The organism is Bartonella sp. B35(2025), assembly GCF_053794465.1.
In genome coordinates this window covers 1,456,752-1,477,286 of record NZ_CP200035.1, presented here as the reverse complement: position 1 = coordinate 1,477,286, position 20,535 = coordinate 1,456,752, and the positions used below count along the sequence as shown (strand labels likewise).

Annotated in this window: 12 protein-coding genes; 6 read left to right on the top strand and 6 right to left on the bottom strand. The window is 36.1% G+C overall.

Annotated elements, in window-relative coordinates:
* Positions 1-77 precede the first annotated feature (77 nt).
* Positions 78-725: an RdgB/HAM1 family non-canonical purine NTP pyrophosphatase gene (gene rdgB / locus V4P56_RS06155; RefSeq protein ID WP_455482022.1), complete on the top strand. Its 648-nt coding sequence runs from the start codon at positions 78-80 to the stop codon at positions 723-725.
* Positions 722-1,918, top strand: coding sequence for a radical SAM family heme chaperone HemW (gene hemW, locus V4P56_RS06150; protein ID WP_455482021.1), 1,197 nt, complete (start codon positions 722-724; stop codon positions 1,916-1,918). The genes rdgB and hemW overlap by 4 nt, the downstream gene beginning before the upstream one ends.
* A 47-nt stretch (positions 1,919-1,965) precedes the next feature.
* Here hemW and dapE read toward each other — a convergent pair whose 3' ends face one another.
* The 3 genes from dapE to V4P56_RS06135 form a co-directional block, all read right to left on the bottom strand.
* Positions 1,966-3,138: a succinyl-diaminopimelate desuccinylase gene (dapE, locus tag V4P56_RS06145; RefSeq protein WP_455482020.1), complete on the bottom strand. Its 1,173-nt coding sequence runs from the start codon at positions 3,136-3,138 to the stop codon at positions 1,966-1,968.
* Positions 3,139-3,354: 216 nt separating this feature from the next.
* Positions 3,355-4,101 (bottom strand): M48 family metallopeptidase, encoded by a 747-nt coding sequence (locus tag V4P56_RS06140; RefSeq protein ID WP_455482019.1) that lies wholly within the window; start codon positions 4,099-4,101, stop codon positions 3,355-3,357.
* Positions 4,102-4,134: 33 nt separating this feature from the next.
* Positions 4,135-4,914: an alpha/beta hydrolase gene (locus tag V4P56_RS06135; protein ID WP_455482018.1), complete on the bottom strand. Its 780-nt coding sequence runs from the start codon at positions 4,912-4,914 to the stop codon at positions 4,135-4,137.
* Between the two features lie 192 nt (positions 4,915-5,106).
* Between V4P56_RS06135 and infC the strand changes: the two genes are divergently transcribed.
* Positions 5,107-5,625: a translation initiation factor IF-3 gene (gene infC / locus V4P56_RS06130; protein ID WP_455482680.1), complete on the top strand. Its 519-nt coding sequence runs from the start codon at positions 5,107-5,109 to the stop codon at positions 5,623-5,625.
* Positions 5,626-5,842: 217 nt separating this feature from the next.
* Entirely contained in the window at positions 5,843-7,609 is a 1,767-nt protein-coding gene (locus V4P56_RS06125; protein WP_455482017.1) for an ABC transporter ATP-binding protein, read from the top strand.
* 28 nt (positions 7,610-7,637) lie between these two features.
* Here V4P56_RS06125 and V4P56_RS06120 read toward each other — a convergent pair whose 3' ends face one another.
* Entirely contained in the window at positions 7,638-12,287 is a 4,650-nt protein-coding gene (locus tag V4P56_RS06120; RefSeq protein ID WP_455482016.1) for a translocation/assembly module TamB domain-containing protein, read from the bottom strand.
* Positions 12,287-14,251 carry an autotransporter assembly complex protein TamA gene (locus V4P56_RS06115; protein WP_455482015.1) on the bottom strand — a complete coding sequence of 655 codons (1,965 nt, stop codon included), beginning with the start codon at positions 14,249-14,251 and terminating at the stop codon, positions 12,287-12,289. Before V4P56_RS06115 ends, V4P56_RS06120 begins: the two co-directional genes overlap by 1 nt.
* A 368-nt stretch (positions 14,252-14,619) precedes the next feature.
* Between V4P56_RS06115 and V4P56_RS06110 the strand changes: the two genes are divergently transcribed.
* Positions 14,620-16,152 (top strand): YifB family Mg chelatase-like AAA ATPase, encoded by a 1,533-nt coding sequence (locus tag V4P56_RS06110; protein WP_455482014.1) that lies wholly within the window; start codon positions 14,620-14,622, stop codon positions 16,150-16,152.
* Between the two features lie 12 nt (positions 16,153-16,164).
* Here V4P56_RS06110 and V4P56_RS06105 read toward each other — a convergent pair whose 3' ends face one another.
* Positions 16,165-17,034: a transporter substrate-binding domain-containing protein gene (locus V4P56_RS06105; protein WP_455482013.1), complete on the bottom strand. Its 870-nt coding sequence runs from the start codon at positions 17,032-17,034 to the stop codon at positions 16,165-16,167.
* A 999-nt stretch (positions 17,035-18,033) separates the two neighbouring features.
* Here V4P56_RS06105 and gyrB point away from each other — a divergent pair.
* Positions 18,034-20,466: a DNA topoisomerase (ATP-hydrolyzing) subunit B gene (gene gyrB, locus V4P56_RS06100; RefSeq protein ID WP_455482012.1), complete on the top strand. Its 2,433-nt coding sequence runs from the start codon at positions 18,034-18,036 to the stop codon at positions 20,464-20,466.
* Positions 20,467-20,535 lie beyond the last annotated feature (69 nt).

Genomic DNA, 20,535 nt, shown 5'->3' with positions numbered 1-20,535 from the left:
GATTCATATCATGTGATCATTTAAGCTGGTTTTAAGCACAGTAGACAGCTATCCCCCTCATTTCTGGAGAAATGGATATGAGAAATATAACAACTAAAAAACTTGTCATTGCCACACATAACACTAATAAATTACATGAAATCACCACATTAATCGTTCCCTTCGGCTTAAAAATACAGTCCGCAAAAGAATTAGATTTACCTGAACCAAAAGAAACAGGAATAACATTTGAAGAAAATGCTTATATCAAAGCTTTTGCAGCCGCAAAAAATACGGGACTTCCCGCTCTCTCTGATGATTCTGGTATGGAAGTAGATGCATTGGGTGGTGCACCAGGCGTTTATACAGCTGATTGGGCTCTTCAGCCTGATGGTACACACAATTTTTCAAAGGCTATGCAAAAAATCGAAGATGAACTTCAAAAAATCAAAGCTCACGAAAAAAAACAACGGAAAATCCGATTTATATCGGTCATCTGCATTGCATGGCCTGATGGTTATGCAGATTATTTTCGTGGCAGTGTTGAAGGTACCTTTGTTTGGCCTCCACGTGGCAATAAAGGTTTTGGATTTGATCCCGTTTTTTTACCAGATGGATATGAAAATACCTTTGGTGAAATGTCAATGGAACAAAAACACGGCTGGAAGCTTAATAACAAAACACCCCTCTCACATCGTGCACGTGCTTTCAAACTTTTAGCAGAAAATCTTTTAGCATTCTCATGAATGAACCTTTCGGCATTTATATTCACTGGCCCTTTTGTACTGCAAAATGTCCCTATTGTGATTTTAATTCACATGTTCGCGCCAATGAAGTTGATCAACCACGTTTTGTTGCCGCCTTTGAACGCGAAATAGAAACACAATACCACAAAATAGGCCCACGTCATGTTACAAGTATTTTTATCGGTGGGGGTACCCCTTCTCTTATGGTACCTAAAACTGTTGATGCCTTGTTGCAAGCACTCACAAAAAAGTGGACAGTTGATGATAAAGCTGAAATCACACTGGAAGCTAACCCATCCAGTGTGGAAGCAGAACGCTTTCATGGATACCGTGCAGCAGGAATTAACCGTTTATCTTTAGGTGTACAAGCTCTTAACGATAAAGCACTGCGACAACTTGGCCGACTCCATGATGTGAAACAAGCCCTTAACGCTATTGCTTTAGCACGAGAAATCTTTCCACGCTTATCCTTTGATTTAATTTATGCCCGCCCTGAACAAACACTCAAACAATGGGAATCTGAGCTTTTTCAAGCTATCGATTTGGCAGCAGATCATCTTTCTCTTTACCAACTTACTATCGAAGAAGGTACTGCCTTTAAACGGCTTCATACTGCAGGAAGACTTATCCTCCCCACATCAGACCTTGCAGCAGATTTATATAATCTTACTCAAGAAATAACTGCTACATACGGACTTCCAGCTTATGAGATCTCAAATCATGCAGTCCCTGGTGCTGAATCAGCACATAATCTTCTTTACTGGCGTTATCATGAATATGCAGGTTTTGGTCCAGGAGCACATGGACGCTTTATCAAAAACCCGCCAAACAATTCCTCTACCTTTTCACAAGTAACTTTATCTCAAATTGAAAACCATGAACGTTTTGTCACCATAAATGAAAAGTACCCTGAGCATTGGCTCGAATTAGTTGAAACTACGGGGCATGGCTGCATCGAAACAGAACAATTAACAAAAGTGCAACAAGCAAATGAAATGCTTCTTATGGGCTTACGCCTTTCAGAGGGTTTAGATCTTACACGCTATGAAACTTTAATCCCCGGATTACCAATGGAAAAACTTATCAAGTTGCAACAACAAGGATTAGTAGAGATGATGGGAAATCAGCGCTTAAGAGTTACAACAACAGGACGAATCCTTCTTAACCACATCATCAACCAACTAGCAAACTAAAATCTTTCTAGCTTTAACCCACATTACATCAAATATAATTCTTTATTCTATACGAAAAAATCAACAATGAACCGTTCATAAATAGCAGTAAGACTTTCCATTGCATCAAGAGCCACACACTCATTTACCATATGCATAGTTTGCCCTGGTAAACCAAACTCAATCACTGGGCAATAATCTTTAATAAATCGTGCATCTGAAGTACCTCCTGAAGTTGAACATTCTGGTATATTTCCTGTTACACTTTCAATAGCATTTGATAAAATTTTAATGAGTTTATCATTTTGAGTTATAAAAACACTCCCTAAACTTTGTAGCCATTCAAGTTGATAATATGGTAATTGATCACAATTATTTTTTGATTGCACTAAAGCAAGACGCTTTTCAATTTCTGCAATAATCGTTTCTTTTGTCCAAAGATCATTATAGCGTATATTAAAATGGATCGTTGTTTGTGCTGGAATAACATTTACTGCAGGATTACCCGTATCAATGGTCGTTAATTCCAGATTACTTGGTTGAAAGTTCTTTGTTCCTCGATCCAAAGCAGTTTGTGTCAACGCTTGGATAAGCTTACTTGCTAAAGGTAATGGATTGGCGGTCCGCTCAGGAAAAGCAACATGACCTTGGCGACCTTTAACCGTAATGATACCAGAAATTGATCCTCGACGGCCAATCTTGATTACATCACCAACAGTCTTTACACTTGTCGGTTCCCCCACAAGAGCTGCAGTCCATTTTTCACCTCTTTGCTCTGCCCATTTTAGGAGTTTTATCGTACCGTTAACAGCCGGACCTTCTTCATCACCAGTGATCAAAAGGCTTACTATTCCTTTAATAGGCTGTCTTTCAAGGATTCGAGCTAATGCAGCAACAAAACATGCTATCCCACCTTTCATATCAACAGCACCTCGCCCATATAATTTTCCCTGATTTATCACACCTGCAAAAGGAGGGTATGTCCAGTCTTTCAGCTCACCTGGTGGCACCACATCAGTATGACCAGCAAACATAAGATGTCTCCCCTCTTTCCCTATTTTTGCATAAAGATTCTCAACATCTTGTGTATTTTTATCCTTAAAAATGGGACGCTCAACACAAAATCCCATCTTTCTTAAAAAATTTTCCAAAGTTGATAAAGCACCTGCTTCATGAGGCGTAACAGAAGGACAACGAACAAGTGCCTGTAAAAGTTGAACGGGATCTGTAAGGACAGGCATCAGCGCACTTCCAATTTAAATTAAGAGTTATCGAAAAATTATTAAGCTGAATTATAAAAAAGATAAAGCAAAAACATTGAAGACACTCAGCAAACCAAGCAGGGGAAGACAATCGTACTGAGGCTTCAATGACTTCTTTACAATGTAATAAAGTATACACATAATGAAGTTCTACACAAAAAGTTCCATAAAATATTACCTTTATTCAAGATTTCTTCACGTCTCTAACCCATATGAATGAAAATTAATTGCATGTAGCATATAACCATTTTCCTTCAACCAAGAGCGATAAGTTTTACTATTAAGGCACAATTTTTCACAAAGAGCCCAAAATTTTGGCCCATGATTCATTTCAATAAGATGAGCTATCTCATGCGCAACGACATATTCAACAATTTCTTTTGGTGCCATAACAAGGCGCCAAGAAAAAGAGAGGCTTCCATCTCTTGAACAAGATCCCCAGCGGCTTTTGGTATCTTTATAGCAAATTGATTTCACTTTGCGCTCTACTTTATCTGCATAATACGTCACTAGTGGTGTTATAGTAAGCGCAGCCTGTTTTTTCAAAACATCAGCAACACGCCTTGGTAAATATTCTAATCGACCATAAACAATAATCTCAGGTTCTTGTCCCGTATCACCTGTAATAATTTTAGACACCCCACGTCCTTCTTTATGCTTTATGGTATGCACAACACCTAATACAGGAATCTTTACACCTTCTTTGAGATAAAAATTTTGGGGAGAAACCTTTATGCATGCAAGACGTTCTTCAATCCATGATCGGTGCTTGTCAATGAAATCCTGAATCAAATAGAAACTTATAGCCGGTGGTGTTGTTAAAAAAATTTCCTGACCATTTGTATCAATACGAAGTATAAAACGGCGTGCATACTTATGTTCCCGTATCCGTAGAGGTACAGTGCGATCAGAGAAAATAAAACTCTGTTCATAAATAGTCATACATTTACGCCTTCATTACTCATGAATCTGACCCTATCCTGCATTAATCTGGTCAATTAATGATTTTAATACTATTTCGATACAATTCAAATCCTGCGGACGTGAAAATCGATGATCTGCATCACGAACTAGTGTTAATGTCACATCATGTAAGGGTAAATGATCAAGTAAAGTCAATGTATGCTGATAGGGTATTTCTTTATCTTCCATCCCTTGCAAAATATGGATCGGACACCCAACATCAATGCATCCTTTCATAATGCAGTTATTTCGTCCATCTTCAATCAAACCCTTTGTAAAAGGCATTGGCTCTGCATCACCAACTGCAGACCATTCAATATATCCTTTTTCTTCTAAAGTTTTCCATTCTGCTGAACCCAATGCTGATTCCACTAATGTTTGTGTGAAATCAGGAGCTGGTGCTATTAAAACCATACCGGCAAGCATCTTGTTTTTCTGTGCTAACATCATAGCAAGTTTTAAGGCAATCCACCCACCCATAGAAGAACCAATTAAAATTGGTGGTTCTTCACAATAAGTTTCAAGAATCGCTAAACTTTCATTAATCCAACGTGAAATCGTACCTTGAAAAAAATCTCCCCCAGATTCTCCATGACCAGAGTAATCAAAACGTAAACAGGACAAATCATTTTTTTGGGCAAAAATATCAATCGTCACCGCCTTACTCCCTAGCATATTAGATCGGTAACCAGAGAGCCATACTAAACCGGGAGAGCCACTACCTTTACGATGACGTACCGCAAGAGCAGTACCTTCAAATGAAAAAAATTGGCAAGGAATACTTTGATCCATCACTATTTGCCTTCCAAAAAATATTTTCACCCAAATGAAAAAAAATTCTATCCTTCAAATTAAACTAAAAGGTAATAAACCAAATCATGAAAAAAACATGAATTTTAGTTGTTTTTCTGTGTATAATTGTATATTAATATACCGTAGATTAATCAAGATTAAGGAGCATAAATCATTCGCAGGCCTTTTAAAATAACACCTACCCAGAAAGATGGGCCACGTTCAAATCATGATATTCGGGTTCCCTGTATTCAACTTATCAATGATGAAGGACAACATCAGGGAATTGTTACAACGCAAGAAGCACTTGCCATGGCTGCAAATGTTGGGCTTGATTTGGTCGAAATTGTACCAAATGCAGAACCGCCTGTATGTAAAATCATCGATTTGGGCAAACTAAAATACCAGACTCAAAAAAAAGCAGCTGAAACACGCAAAAAGCAAAAAATCATCGAAATCAAAGAGATTAAGATACGCCCAAATGTTGATGTCCATGATTATGAGGTCAAGCTTAGGGCTATTCATCGCTTTATTGATAATGGTGATAAAGTAAAGATTACCTTGCGTTTTCGTGGTCGTGAAATGGCACACCAAGATCTTGGGTTAAAGCTTCTTCAGCGAATTAAAGAAGATACAAGCAGCATTGCTAAGATTGAATCTGAGCCAAAATTCGAAGGCCGTCAAGTAATGATGGTGATAGCGCCTAAGTAATTTTGTTGAGATAATGTATAGCGTGCAGCTTATCAAAAATGGCGTGTGAATATGATTTAAGAGCACTGTATGTGATAGGTATGGTGCTTTTTTAAATTGATGGTAATTTACATCAGACTTATCTATAGGAAAGCACTTTATTATAGAAAAGGTTAAATAACTCTAATAAGGAGTGCCTATATTTTATATAAACAATGATAAAATATAAGCATGTTTCATGGTCAAAAAACGAATTTCCTCTTTTGATAAACATCTTGTCATCCGTCTTTTACGAGAAAATTTTCATAAACATGTATATTGGTACAGCGCAGCTATTTTTTCAATGATCATCATTTCTTGCACGACTGCAGCCAGTGCGTGGATTATGCGTGACGTTGTCAATTATATCATTGATACACAAAATTTTAGTATGATCATTTTAATTTCTAGTACCATCGCTGTCATTTTTATTATCAAAGGAATTGCAACTTTTTTTCAAACTTATTTTCTAAGTAAAGCAGGCAATAGTATTGTTGCTGAACAGCAACGCAAAATTTACACACGCCTTATGGAACAGGGAGTCTCTTTTTACCAAAATAATACCTCATCTGATCTTCTTGTCCGTGTAACCCACAATGCTACAGCAGCTCGTAATATCATTGATACCATTATTACAACTTTTGTACGTGATTTACTCTCTGTTAGTGGTCTGTTGCTTGTTATGTTCATTCAAAACTTTGCGTTAATCACTATTACCTTAATAGTGGGTCCATTAGCTTTTTTAGGAGTGAGAATGGCTTTAAAACGTATTCGTAATCTTGTGGAAAAAGAACTTCTCTCACTCAGTGAAATTATCAAAATCATACAAGAAAGTACTGTTGGTATTCGGGTTATTAAAGCTTTTTCATTAGAAGAATTGATGAAAACCCGAATGAATAGGGCTATTTGTAATGTTGAAAAACAAGCAAACAATATTGCAACGCTTGAAGCCATTACAAACCCCATTATGGAAACGCTTGCTGGCGTCGCTATTGCGGGCATTATATGCTTTTCCGGCTATCTTGCAAGCCAACGTTTAAGCGCTCAAGGTGAATTAATGTCTTTTATTGTAGCCTTGCTTCTAATTTACGAACCTGCAAAAAGACTAGCAAATGTACGTGTCAAAATTGAATCTGGTTTGGTTAATATCCGGACAATGTTTGAAATACTCGATCGTCCCCTTACCGTTATAGAACATGAAGAAGCTAAAGATTTAGATAAAACACAAGGATCCATTCGTTTTGAACATGTTTCTTTCGCATATACGGATGATAAAATGGTATTGAAGGATATCAATCTAGAAATAGAATCTGGAAAAATGACAGCATTGGTAGGCCCTTCAGGTTCCGGTAAATCAACTCTTATTAATCTTATTATGCGCCTTTATGATCCCACACAAGGACGCATATTGATTAATAATCAAGATATCCGCTACACTACATTTCGCTCTCTTCGCAACCTTATGGCTTATGTAGGACAGGATACTTTTCTCTTTCAAGGAACTATCAAATATAATATAGGACTTGGAAAAAAAGATGCTAGTGATGATGATATTATCAAGGCAGCAAAAACAGCCAATGCCCATGATTTTATTATGGATTTACCGAATGGTTATGATACACAAATAGGTGATAATGGTAATAATCTTTCAGGCGGACAAAAACAACGACTAGCCATCGCCAGAGCAATGCTGCATGATGGTGAAATCTTGATTCTTGATGAAGCAACAAGCGCATTGGACTCACACACCGAAGCACAAATTAGTGAGGCTCTTCATCATCTCACTAAAGGACGAACAACAATCACAATTGCTCATCGCCTTTCAACAATTGCTTGCGCCCATAAAATTGTTGTAATACAAAATGGACAATTGATTGAACAAGGTACTCAGAAAGAATTGCTAGCAAAAGAAAATAGCTTCTATAAAAAACTTTATAATATCCAGTTTAAAAAGCAAGAATCTTAAATAACTTCACATTAAAAGCTATTAATTTTTAATAGTATTTCTCATAAAATAAACCAATACTGAAATTCTTTTCATTTCCTATGGCACCTTTAGCTTTGAGATGACGTGAAATATCCAAGTTAATTGTTCCTTTTGTTGTTCCAGCTGATCCTGCTTCAAAACCTAAGTAAATGTTGTTGTGTATATAGCGTCCAATACGTAAGCCTGTATTACCCTTTTCATCAAAAATAACATCAAGATCATCAAGACCAATTTTAGCCCGTAAAGTATTCAACAAGGATATATTAGAAGCACCCGCAAGATCAGCAGCAACTGCTGCAAGCTGAGCAATCTGAAATGGCGATAGCTCATTAAGAGAGCGGTTAAAAGTCAAACGTGCTAAAACCTCATCCTGCGGCAAACTAGGTTGTGAAGAAAAATTAATATCAAGATTATCAATATTTCCACTTACAGTTACAGTGATACGAATATCACCGCTATTTTTATTGGATACAAAATAAACAGTAGGATTAAGATTACCACTAAAGCTCGCTTGTCCTTGGTCAAAATTAAGACGCTGTGAAAGAATATCAAAACGTCCACGAATCATCTGAAACTCACCAACTGGATGGACATCATGCAATGAACCCGTCAAGTTAATGCGTCCTCCCAATTCAGTATCTAAACCTCGCCCACGCACAAAAAATTGATTGCGTGCTGTAATCTTCATGTTTAACCGTATAATCGATGAAAACTCTTTAGAAACACCACGATTTTGACTGTAACTTTTAATATCTGCATGTTCGAGTGTTTTTTGAATTGATGTTGTTAAATTTTTATTTTTGATATTAAGAAACTGGGCGTTTTGAAAACGGTCAGAAACAAAAATCTCAGCTTTTTCAACTATGATATTACCACCAATAACAAGATCACCTAAAAAATAACCCGTCATTGTCATCTTACCTGACAAAGTTGTGAAAATCATAGAACCATCATTATAATTGGCATGATCAAGATCTATAATCAAATCTGTCTGTAGATTATTCGTAATATAACCCGAAGCAAAAATAGATCCCCCACCAGATGAAGAAGCAGAAGCTTTCTCTATGAGAATACGATTGCCATCTAATTTACTTTCAATCTCTATATTGTGTAACTCTAGATTTGTTTTTGAATCGAAAAAATTTCCATTAATAACAGAAAAATTTCCAACCAACTGTGGCTGAAACCATGTACCATTTAGAGCAGCATCAATTTTTGCTATGCCTGTTACGTATGCACCACGTTCAGCTAAAAATGGATCAAAAAAAGCAAGAGGCATTATCCCCTTAATATTTAATTTAGTTCCTGAATTGCTCAGAGAAACAATTCCACCTACGGAGAGATCCAATTCTTTATGTCCATTTGCAACAATACGCTCGATATGAAATATAGATTTTTCATAAACACCACGAGCACTCATATTTATTGATGCAAGCCCTTTATGCGTTGTAACGGTCAAGTTTTGGCTAGAAAGATCAAAATGAACAGAAGGATTTTTTAATATTCCACGAATATCAATCTTACCTGTCACCATTCCTTTAAGTGCCTGTTTTTCTATAAAACTGTTAGCTAGATACGCAGGCAAATTTTGTAAATTTACATGCAAATCTAACTTACCTTTATCTAAAGACACAGTTCCCTGTGCTTGCGCTTGTATTCCCTCTCCCGTTAAATCTGCATTCAAAGTAAGAATGTTGTCTATGGTTTTACCTGCAGAAGAAAGCACAAGAGGCACTATTTTTTTATCTTGCAGAGCAACAGTTGTCAGTCCCTCACCTTTTATGTCATAAATTACATTAGGTTCTTTTAAACTACCATGAATCATAACTTGCCCTGTTAAAGTACCAGTAGCTTTAAGATTGGGTTTCCACAGATTTACCAAAGCAACAGGAAAAGCATTCATTGTAAGATGCAGATTAAGAGCATCATAAAAATTGCCTGAAAGTACAACCTTGCCTCCATTAACTGCAATCCCTAATTCACTTACCGCCACCCCATTTTTATTAAAAATAATTGTAGTTGGTTGAAGTAATGTCGCATGAAAATTGGGTTGTTTAACATTTAAAGTTTCAATTTGTATTTCTTGTTTTATACTTTCCGAAAGCCCCACTGTAATCACACGGCCAGCAAGCTGTGCATTTATATTATTATATAACATCGTTTGAATAGTAAAAACTGTTTGCCCATCATTGCAACTAGCATCAACATTTAAATGATTAACCATCATAAAAGGGGTTTTAATATGCTTTGCATCGATAAAGCCTTCAAATTGTGTCATACCAAAAGGATCAAATATATCAGCTTCTACTGTCAACTTTTTAATTTTATTCTTTGCAAAACTTAAATGATCAACATACACTTTAAGATTGGCTTTTTGTTTGTTATCTTGTTTGTCAAAAATAAAATCTCCTTTTACTTTTCCACTACCTTCCTGAAGAAATAATGCAGCAAGCACTGAAATATCATCAGCATCAATATGTAACGTTCCTTTCATCAAACCTTCAAGTGTTTGAGAAAGATTACCAGTTATCCTCGCATTTCCTCCTCTAATATTGATATCCTGAAGTTCTCGAATATTGTTGGAATCTCTAAAAGAAGCAGCTAAATGTAAAGGTTTCTGAGCAAAAGTCCCTTCACCTTTTATAGAGCCTGTTAAATAGGTAGCAATCGGCGACGTATTATCAACAAGTGTATTAACAATGAATGTTGCGTTCTGGAGTTTCTTTCCCACTAAAAATGCTTCAGCAACGTAAGCACGTGTGTTAAGTGTTATAAGATTATTGTGACCTCTAGCTGTACTTTGAACTGTAAGTGCACCATTTATCTTTGGATCCAATATAGTAAGATCAGATACTTGAGCAAATAAATCCATTTTAGCGCTCTCACTTGAAAAATATCCATCAGCCTTTACACTTGCATATTTATTTTTCAAATCTAAACGACGCAAAACTAATCCTGTCGTATTCCGAGCAATACCACCTGAAAGAAAAAAATTTCCTTTGAATAAATGATCAAAAGACTTCACACCTATTTTCATATTTTGGGACATACCCAAGACATCAAGATCAAAACTACCACTAATTAAACCAATCGTTCCTCTGGCTTTTATATCTGCACTACCAGAAAATGATTGTCCATTAAGTAAACTCAAAGGAGCTAATGTTTTTGCGTCTAAACCAAGATTACCTTTAAAAACAAAACGATCTATTTTTCCTTTTAACCAAGCAGAAAAATCCTGAGCTGTAACATTAAAATTATGAATTAAAATTGGTTTTCTAGAAATAACGTCTGTATCTAGATGCACATGAATCGTTTGGTTTAAATCTTCTACCAATACACCTGTAGTTTTTGTAGTCCCCTGAAGAATTCCTTTAACTTGGATACCAACATGACGAGAAGATACATTATCAAGATTTTCACTTACGCCCCCCATATCAAAAATTGCATCACGAATATAAACATTTTTATTGCGAAAATTATGAACAACAAACTGCCCCTTCCAGAATTTTTGTCCTTCGCGGCCATAGTCAATGGTCAAAGCAAGATTATCTATATGCATTGGTGCTTCTAATATGGATAAGTGGGTAGATTCTTTTTCCTTCTCAAAAACCATTTTTCCATTAACAAAAAGCTGCCGTAAAAATCCATCTGCTGTTATTGCAGCATTAGCCACGACATTCATTGCTTTATTCTGAATAGTTATATGATCAAAATGTGTCATACCTTCTTTTGTCATCCTAACTTTTGCTTCCAACGTTACATCAGATTCGAATAGGCAACGATATTGAGAAGGCATCAAAACACCAAGTGTGCCTACCAACTTAGTAGAAAGAGTGTATTCTTCTGAAATATTTGCAAGAACAACACTGCCATTTAAAACAGTATGATGATCAGCTGCTAAATAAAGCTTAACAATTAAATCATCAAAAGTACCATTGCCATTGATAGCAAGATTTAATGCAGGACGTTTTTCGATTTTAAGAATATTCGCAATAATACCATTTTGTGGCTCGCTAATAGCAAGGTCAATTTTTGCCATACGGCTGCTATTAGATACCTTCGTCAAGATAGAAAAATTACCTGGTGCATCTAAACGATGAGCTGCTATATCAGCTTCAAAATTACCATTAGCTAAGGTTAAATATCCTTTTAAAGATACATCAGCAGAAAAGCCCAAAAGATCTTGCTCAAATACTACATGCTTAGCAATAAGTGTATTAATAAAAATGGCTATAGGCAATTTTGGTAAAGAAAATTTCTTCGCTTCAATGAAAGAAATAAGAGAACGGCTCTGCGGTTTGCGTAAAAACGTAATCTGTTCAGCTGAAAGCTGGTCAATATCCAGACACCCCTTCAGCAACATTAAGCGGTTCCAATCCATTTTAGCATTGGTAATTTTAAGCCAAACACCCTTTCTATCACTGACAGTAATAGCATCAATTGACATTTGAGAAGATAATGCTCCCTGCACATTATGCAAACGAACCTGATAATTAGGAGCTGAAAGTCTGCGTTCAATGAAAGAAATAAACCATGAATGATTATCCATTTCTGCTTTGCTAGAAGATGAATTGTCTCTCTGCACAAAAAAAAGAACGCTCATAAGAAGGAAAAAAAAACTAAATAAAAAGATCCATAAATATACTGTTTTTTTCATTAAAATGCTTGCCCTATACCCACATAAAAACCAACACGAGGATCTCCCTGCTCTCGCTTAAGGGGGAAAGCTAAATCAATTCGTAAAGGACCAAGACCTGTTATATAACGCCCTCCGATACCAGCACCCCATTTAATTTTTTGTGAAAAATCAAAATGTACTTTTTCCTCTACAATACCTCCATCAATAAAACTGACGAAGCCTAACTTATCGTTCAAAGAAAAACGTAATTCTGCTGAACCCTCAACAAGTAGATGCCCTCCAATAACAGCATTATTTTCTGTTTTGACACCAATATTGCGATAAGCGTAACCACGAACAGATCCACCACCACCAGCAAAAAAGAGTATATCTGAAGGCACCTTAGCCACATTACTCCCAATAATTGTACCAAGCTTTGCTCTTGCTGCAAAAATAAAACGATCCCTTTCGTCCAACACCCAATAAGAACGACCTTCCACAGCTATCTTTGTTAAAAAATTACTAAAACGCACTTCATAAAAAGGTTCAAAGATAATTTCACCATACAAACCTTTTGCCGCATCAAACTTATTATCACGAGTATCGTAAATCAAACCACTCGGTAACCCAACTGTCGTAAAATTACGACACCCAAAATAGGCATCATATGAATAGCTAGTAGAAATTTCTACAGCAAACTGTCCCAATAAATCACCATTGAAGATATGTGTAATACCCAATTTTCCTTTGATGGCTTTTGTAGTGTAATTATCTAAAACATCTTGCTGTACTTTCAGTTCTGCTCTAAAATCCGTATTAGGAGTAAATATACCAGGCTTTATGAACATACCTCCAAAAAGATAATCAAAATTCTTGAAGTTATACGGTTGCTCCTTATTGCTACCAATACCGCTCATTTTAGTCTCGATTTTAAGACGCTCTGCATAACCAAAAAGATTGTTATGTATCCAATAAGTTTCAAAACCGGCACCATCTAATGTTGAATAGCTACCACCAGCGCCAAAACGCCGTGGTTTACGTTCTTCTAAAATAATCGTAAGTGGTAAACTATTATCAAGGTTAATTGTGTCAGCTTCATGTAGATTTACAGAACGAAAAATATCAAGTCGTGCAAGTCGTTCACTAGCCCTAACTAAAGCGTCAGAATCATATTTCTGACCCGACTTCAATCCTGTCATCCATGCAATATAGGCTGAATCTACCCGTGGTTTTTTACTTACATTACGCACGCTTAAAGAACCGTAGTAAGCTTTTTGACCAAGATCAACCGTAATCTGTGCATTAATGAGACGCGTAGCGTGATCAGCAATTACTTCACGATTAATAATTTTAGCTTTAGCATAACCTTGTTGACGCCATCCCTCAATCACCCATCTTTCTGCTTTTAAAATGGTCTCAGATTTAGCAACTGCACCAACCTTATAACCTAAATCTTCTAGTGAGGGCATTTTATTGGTTTTATATTTTGAGAATGGAGCAATTTTATTGATATTTGCTACTTTAAAAACATACTGTGGACCAGCATCAACCGTAATAACAATATTGGATCGAGCTGGTAATTGTGTTACAGGACTCAAATCAGCAACTTCTAATCCATTAATCTTAATACTAATAATCCCACCATAGCGTCCATCAGCATAAAAAGCAGAAAGAATTGCTCGATAATCTGAGCGTGCTTTAGCTAATAAACCAGAAGAACTAGATAATGCTTTACTTTGATCAGAAACAAGAGAAGACACTGCCTTAACTATTTTAATACCTTCTGACGATGCTCCCGGTGGTGCAACAACCTCAACTTTATAAAATTTTTCTGTATCACTAATGTTATATGAAGAAGAATTTGTCTTCTTTTGATCCAAAATAGGAATACCGAAAAGCTCAAATGCAGCAAGTAGCTGTGGAAAAAAGAAAACTAGGCATAAACCTATAAATATGCTGCGCATGGTTCCTGATTTTAACAAAACTCCCATTTGATATATCATCAAATCAGATACCTTTAGCACACTCTACATAACTTTCTTATCAATAACATCAAACAAAAAGAATAAACATACCTGCTTTGGATATTTCACATATTTAACCACATCAAATGGCACATCTTTGCTTATATATAAATGTCACATCCACTCTTATATTCAAAAAACTCTAAACTGCTGTATTATATAAATGGCTTTGCTCTTTTCATATTCATTTTGCCCATATATAGATACAAATCACCATTTACAATTGCACTACAAAATTTATACAATAATATAGATCTCTCCATCCCAAAAACCATATAGACACTTCTTGATTTTTATATGCAAATATGATTACCTCCTTACAGTAAAAGGGGAGAGAAAATCAACTAATGATTGCGCGTGTCACAACTGTTGCTTTTCGCGGTCTAGAAGCAATACCTGTTGACGTGCAGGTTATGATTTCCTCTGGTAAGATAGGAATGGCTATTGTTGGGTTGGCAGATAAAGCAATCGCAGAGAGCCGTGAACGTGTGCAGGCAGCTCTTCATGCCTGTGGTCTTTCTATGCCTAATAAACGAGTAACCATTAATCTTGCACCAGCTGATTTACCTAAAGAAGGATCGCATTACGATTTGCCAATTGCCGTAGGCTTAATGCGCGCCATGGGACTTTTTCCTCTTGAAGCAGCACAAGACTATATTATTTTAGGTGAATTATCATTGGATGGATCTATTGCAGCCGTTAATGGTGTTTTACCAGCTACAATAACAGCTTTATCACTCAATAAAGGGATTATTTGTCCTCATCAATGTGGATCTGAAGCAGCATGGGTAAATGCAGAGATGAATATTCTCGCACCTGAGACTCTTCTCATTCTTGTTAATCATTTTAGAGGCACTCAAATTCAAAAACGTCCGCAACCACGCCAATACACAATTCAAACTGAACTTTCAGATCTTTCCGAAATTAAAGGACAACAAACTGCTAAACGTGCATTAGAAGTTTGTGCAGCTGGACGGCATAATCTCTTATTTGTAGGACCTCCTGGCTCAGGAAAATCTATGTTAGCTCAATGCTTACCTTCTATTTTACCACCTCTTGATAGCCATGAGCTTTTAGATGTTTCTTTGATTGCCTCTATAACAGGAGAAACAGTACATAATACCATTTCACTCCACTGCCCTTTTCGTGCTCCGCACCATTCTGCTTCTATGGCAGCAATGATCGGCGGTGGTCTTAAAGGACAACCAGGAGAGGTTTCGCTTGCACATAATGGTGTTTTATTTCTCGATGAATTACCTGAATTTTCACCACAAGTTCTCGATTCTCTTCGCCAACCTTTAGAGAGTGGAGAATGTATTATTGCTCGTGCTAATTACCATATCAGCTATCCTGCTCGTATTCAACTCATTGCCGCAATGAACCCTTGTCGATGTGGTATGGCAGGTGAAAAAAACCATGTTTGTACTAAAGGAATTCGCTGTCAAATCGATTACCAATCCCGTATTTCAGGCCCCTTGCTTGACAGAATTGATTTACGAATTGATGTCCCTGCTTTAACAGCTATGGATCTTATGCAACCAGAACAATCAGAAAAAAGCTGTGATGTTGCAAAACGCGTTGCACAGTGCCGTACCATTCAAGCTAAACGTTTTACTAAATTGGGTCTTGATCATATCCGCACTAACGGTGATTGTCCTGCAAAAATTATCGAACAAATTGCTGTTCCTGATCAAGATTCAGCCAAACTTTTACGGGATGTTAGCGAAAAGATGCACTTTTCTGCACGTGCCTATCACCGTATTCTTAAAGTCGCACGCACCATTGCTGATCTTGATGAAGCAGACCATCTTTCACGCCATCATCTTGCAGAAGCCATTTCCTATCGGTTGGGTAATGAAAGGTTAACAGCTATTACCTAAAGAAAATATCCATCAATAAAAACTAACTGGAAAATAGCGCAAATAAAGCTCTACGAGCTTGCCATCAGCTTCTAGAGCCTTCAAAGCATAATTGAGCATATCCACTAATTTTACATTTTCTTTCGCAACAGCAATTCGCATTCCTTCCCCCAATAGCTGTGGAGCTAAATACGTACCCCCAACAAAATGACAGCAATCACCAGACTTTGGGCTATTTAACCATAAAGATAAAGCAAATCCATCATCAAAAATAAGATCAATTTTTTTATCCTGTAACGCTTTATAAAGCTCTGTTCTATTCTTAAATCCCTGCCTTTTTGCTTTAGGAAAATAACTATGCAACAGCTTTTCATGAACACTCTTGAGTAAAAATCCGCTATTTAAATGCGTAAGCCTATCACTTATTGGCTCACCGAGATTCACAAGTTTAGAAGCAATAAATCGAGCAGGAAAGCGAAGATAAGTTCGAGTAAAAGCAAGATCTTGATATGTTTCGATTGTTTCTTTTAAACCAGCGATAATTATGTCTGCATCACCATTTTTGATATGATTTACGAGTTCTTCCCAAGGTACAACTTCTACTTCACAGAATTTCTCTAGGTTTAATTTTGAGCAAATAGCGCGCAATAAATCAATATTATAACCTATAAGGTGTCCTGTTTTATCAAGGAAATTAAAAGGAGGAAAATCAAAAGTTGTTACAAAACGTAAACGAGTTATACCTGTTGTATCAGGTTGTACCAAACGTGAATGTGAATCAAAGAAAAGAGGCAATCTTCCAGCTGTTTCAGCATTTGCGAAAGGCAAAAAGAAGAACTCCCATATTATAAATAGAACTCCAATAATAACATTTAGTATGTCTATAGATTTATTTATTTTCAAAATCTTTTTCTCCGATTTTCCAAAGCTAAAAGACTATTCTCCTAAACCATAGTATCTAATGCACTTAACTAAAATATCTGGTATTTTAATAAATTAAAATATTTGATGTTCTCCCAAAATTGTCAAAAACTTTATAGTTTTCATATATTTTTCAAATACATCTGGTATGCGAAAATTTAATGAAAAATATCAGAACTTGAGCAAAAATCTTCTCAAATGAATGTACAAAAAAGCAAATTTTTAGCAAAAATTTAAAACAAAAAACTTTTATAAATCTATTTTCTTACAAATTATTTTAACCAAAGCAAAAGCCATTTTTTTATATCTTTATCTCTAAATAAACACAAAATTCTGTTTCTGAGAAAATACATTTTAACTTTTCTACTTATAATACGTTAACCTGTACATACTTTGATCAGCATTCCACAATTTTGTAAAAATCCACTACATTTATAAAAATTTACCATGCTCCTACAAAAAATAATGCAAAAATTATCACCAATTTTTATATATTACGCAGGCATATTTTTATTAAATTGATTATATTATTATAAAAGGACATCATAAAAAAATATTTATAAAAGCACAAAGATTTATTTTGTTACCTTGCCAAATACTCCTTAATTACAGTTACCATCATCAAAAAAACGATAATATCTTTTTCTTCGATATTATTACAAAATACAAATAACTATTATCTCCTTCCTTAAACATTAATACCCCATAGAGAATAAATTTTATTAAATAAGTTATGAGTATTTTTGGTACACAGTCGGTATTATCAGACTTAATATAAACTTAAAATTCATAAATGTAACATAATAGTACAACATCATTGATTAGATAATCATTCTACTATTATCTGCTCACAGATGTTGAATATAAATTCGATATACGGTAAACATTTAATATGGTTATTATATAGATAATTGGTTAGACCATTAAGCTCAAAAAAAGCTGATGAAATATCGCAAATTAAATACAAAAATGGATTAACTTATGAGTGATGAAATAACCTCTTCAGTGGGTAATGATGACTATGATGCGGCTTCCATAAAAGTTTTAAAAGGTCTTGATGCTGTACGCAAACGTCCTGGCATGTATATTGGCGATACTGATGATGGTTCAGGCTTGCACCATATGGTATATGAGGTTGTAGACAATGCTATTGATGAAGCTTTAGCTGGTCATGCCACCCTTGTAAATGTCACACTCCATGCTGATGGCTCTTGTTCTGTTTGTGATAATGGACGTGGAATCCCAACCGATATTCATCCAACAGAAGGTGTTTCAGCAGCAGAAGTCATCATGACTCAGCTTCATGCTGGTGGAAAATTTGATCAAAATTCTTATAAAGTTTCTGGAGGATTACACGGCGTTGGTGTTTCTGTTGTCAATGCACTATCGGTTTGGTTACAACTTAAAATCAGACGCAATGGCAAAATCCATGAAATGTCATTTACCAATGGTGTTGCCGATTACCCACTAAAAATTATCGGCGATTGCGGTAAAGAAAGTGGAACAGAAATAAGGTTTTTACCAAGTTCTGAAACTTTTGCTATGGTTGATTTTGATTTTGAGACTTTAGAACGTCGTTTACGAGAATTAGCCTTTTTGAATTCTGGTGTACATATTCTTCTTGTCGATCAACGCCATGCTGATGTTCAGTCAATTGAGTTACACTATGAGGGTGGATTAACTGAATTTGTCAAATACATTGATCAATCAAAAAAAGCACTGCTTGATAATCCTATTTACATTGCTAGTGAAAAAGATGGAATAAGTGTTGACGTTGCTTTGTGGTGGAACGATTCTTATCATGAAAAAGTATTATGTTTTACCAATAATATTCCTCAGCGTGATGGCGGAAGTCATTTAGTCGGTTTTCGCAGTGCGCTAACACGTCAAATTAATGGTTATGCTGAATCTTCGGGTATCACAAAAAAAGAAAAAGTTAACCTAACCGGTGATGATTGTCGTGAAGGATTAACAGCCGTTCTTTCAGTCAAAGTTCCTGACCCAAAATTTTCTTCACAAACAAAAGATAAATTAGTTTCCTCTGAAGTACGACCAATTGTTGAAAATTTAGTGAATGGGGGTCTTTCCACATGGCTAGAAGAACACCCTAATGAAGCAAAAATTCTTACAAGTAAAGTAGTAGAAGCTGCAGCAGCTCGTGAAGCAGCTCGCAAAGCACGTGAACTTACAAGACGGAAAGGTGCTCTTGATATTACATCTCTACCAGGAAAGCTTGCTGATTGTCAGGAGCGTGATCCAACGAAATCAGAGCTCTTTATTGTTGAGGGAGATTCCGCTGGTGGATCGGCAAAAAGTGGACGTTCACGCCAAAATCAAGCAATTTTACCTTTGCGTGGTAAAATCCTCAATGTTGAACGAGCGCGCTTTGATCGAATGCTCTCATCTGATATGATTGGAACGCTTATTACTGCTCTTGGAACTTCCATTGGTAAAGATGAATTTTCTCCAGATAAATTGCGCTATCATAAGATTATCATTATGACTGATGCAGATGTTGATGGTGCGCATATTCGCACCCTACTTCTTACTTTCTTTTTTAGACAAATGCCTGAATTAATTGAGCGTGGTCATCTTTATATTGCTCAACCACCTCTCTATAAAGTAACACGCGGTAAATCTTTTCAGTATATCAAAAATGAAGCAGCATTCGAAGATTTTTTGATTGACACTGGTCTAGAAAATACAACGTTAGAATTATCAACAGGGGAAGTTCGTGCAGGAGCTGATTTACGTCAACTTGCTGAAGATGCCCGCATATTACGCAAACTTTTAAATGGTCTTCATACTCGGTATAATCATAATATTGTTGAACAAGCAGCAATCGTTGGGGCTTTTAATCTTGAAGCCTTTGTAACACCAGAAAAAGCTCAAAAAATAGCTAATGATGTAGCACATCGACTTGATTTGATTGCAGACGATATGGAACGCGGTTGGAGTGGCAAATGTACATCAGACGGAAGTTTATGCTTCGAACGTATTTTGCGTGGGGTTAAAGATGTTATTACTCTCGATTCAGGACTCATAAATTCAGCTGATGCACGTCAAATTGACCATATTTCTCAAAATCTCATCGAAGTATACAGTCCACCTCCTCTCCTACATCGCAAAGATAAATCAGAGCGTATTTTTGGACCTATTAGCTTATTAGAAAGCATTTTTAAAAATGGTAAAAAAGGCATAACTCTGCAACGATATAAAGGCCTTGGAGAAATGAATGCTGAACAGCTTTGGGAAACAACCCTTAATCCTGATGCACGCGCTCTTTTACAAGTTAGAATCAATGATGCAACTGATGCGGATTCACTTTTTTCTCGTTTAATGGGTGATGAAGTTGAACCTCGTCGGGCTTTCATTCAAGATAATGCTTTAAGCGTTGCTAATCTTGATATCTAAAGGTACTCTTTTATTTCTGGTTGTATGAACATCATGATTTTATACGTTGTTTTTTCGTATTTGAACATT

What these genes read in the sequence shown, in the direction of transcription:
- V4P56_RS06115 (WP_455482015.1), bottom strand. Translation starts at nt 14,251, where the DNA reads ATGATATATCAAATGGGAGTTTTGTTAAAATCAGGAACCATGCGCAGC.
- V4P56_RS06110 (WP_455482014.1), top strand. Translation starts at nt 14,620, where the DNA reads ATGATTGCGCGTGTCACAACTGTTGCTTTTCGCGGTCTAGAAGCAATA.
- V4P56_RS06135 (WP_455482018.1), bottom strand. Translation starts at nt 4,914, where the DNA reads ATGGATCAAAGTATTCCTTGCCAATTTTTTTCATTTGAAGGTACTGCT.
- dapE (WP_455482020.1), bottom strand. Translation starts at nt 3,138, where the DNA reads ATGCCTGTCCTTACAGATCCCGTTCAACTTTTACAGGCACTTGTTCGT.
- rdgB (WP_455482022.1), top strand. Translation starts at nt 78, where the DNA reads ATGAGAAATATAACAACTAAAAAACTTGTCATTGCCACACATAACACT.
- V4P56_RS06120 (WP_455482016.1), bottom strand. Translation starts at nt 12,287, where the DNA reads ATGAAAAAAACAGTATATTTATGGATCTTTTTATTTAGTTTTTTTTTC.
- V4P56_RS06125 (WP_455482017.1), top strand. Translation starts at nt 5,843, where the DNA reads ATGGTCAAAAAACGAATTTCCTCTTTTGATAAACATCTTGTCATCCGT.
- gyrB (WP_455482012.1), top strand. Translation starts at nt 18,034, where the DNA reads ATGAGTGATGAAATAACCTCTTCAGTGGGTAATGATGACTATGATGCG.
- hemW (WP_455482021.1), top strand. Translation starts at nt 722, where the DNA reads ATGAATGAACCTTTCGGCATTTATATTCACTGGCCCTTTTGTACTGCA.
- V4P56_RS06140 (WP_455482019.1), bottom strand. Translation starts at nt 4,101, where the DNA reads ATGACTATTTATGAACAGAGTTTTATTTTCTCTGATCGCACTGTACCT.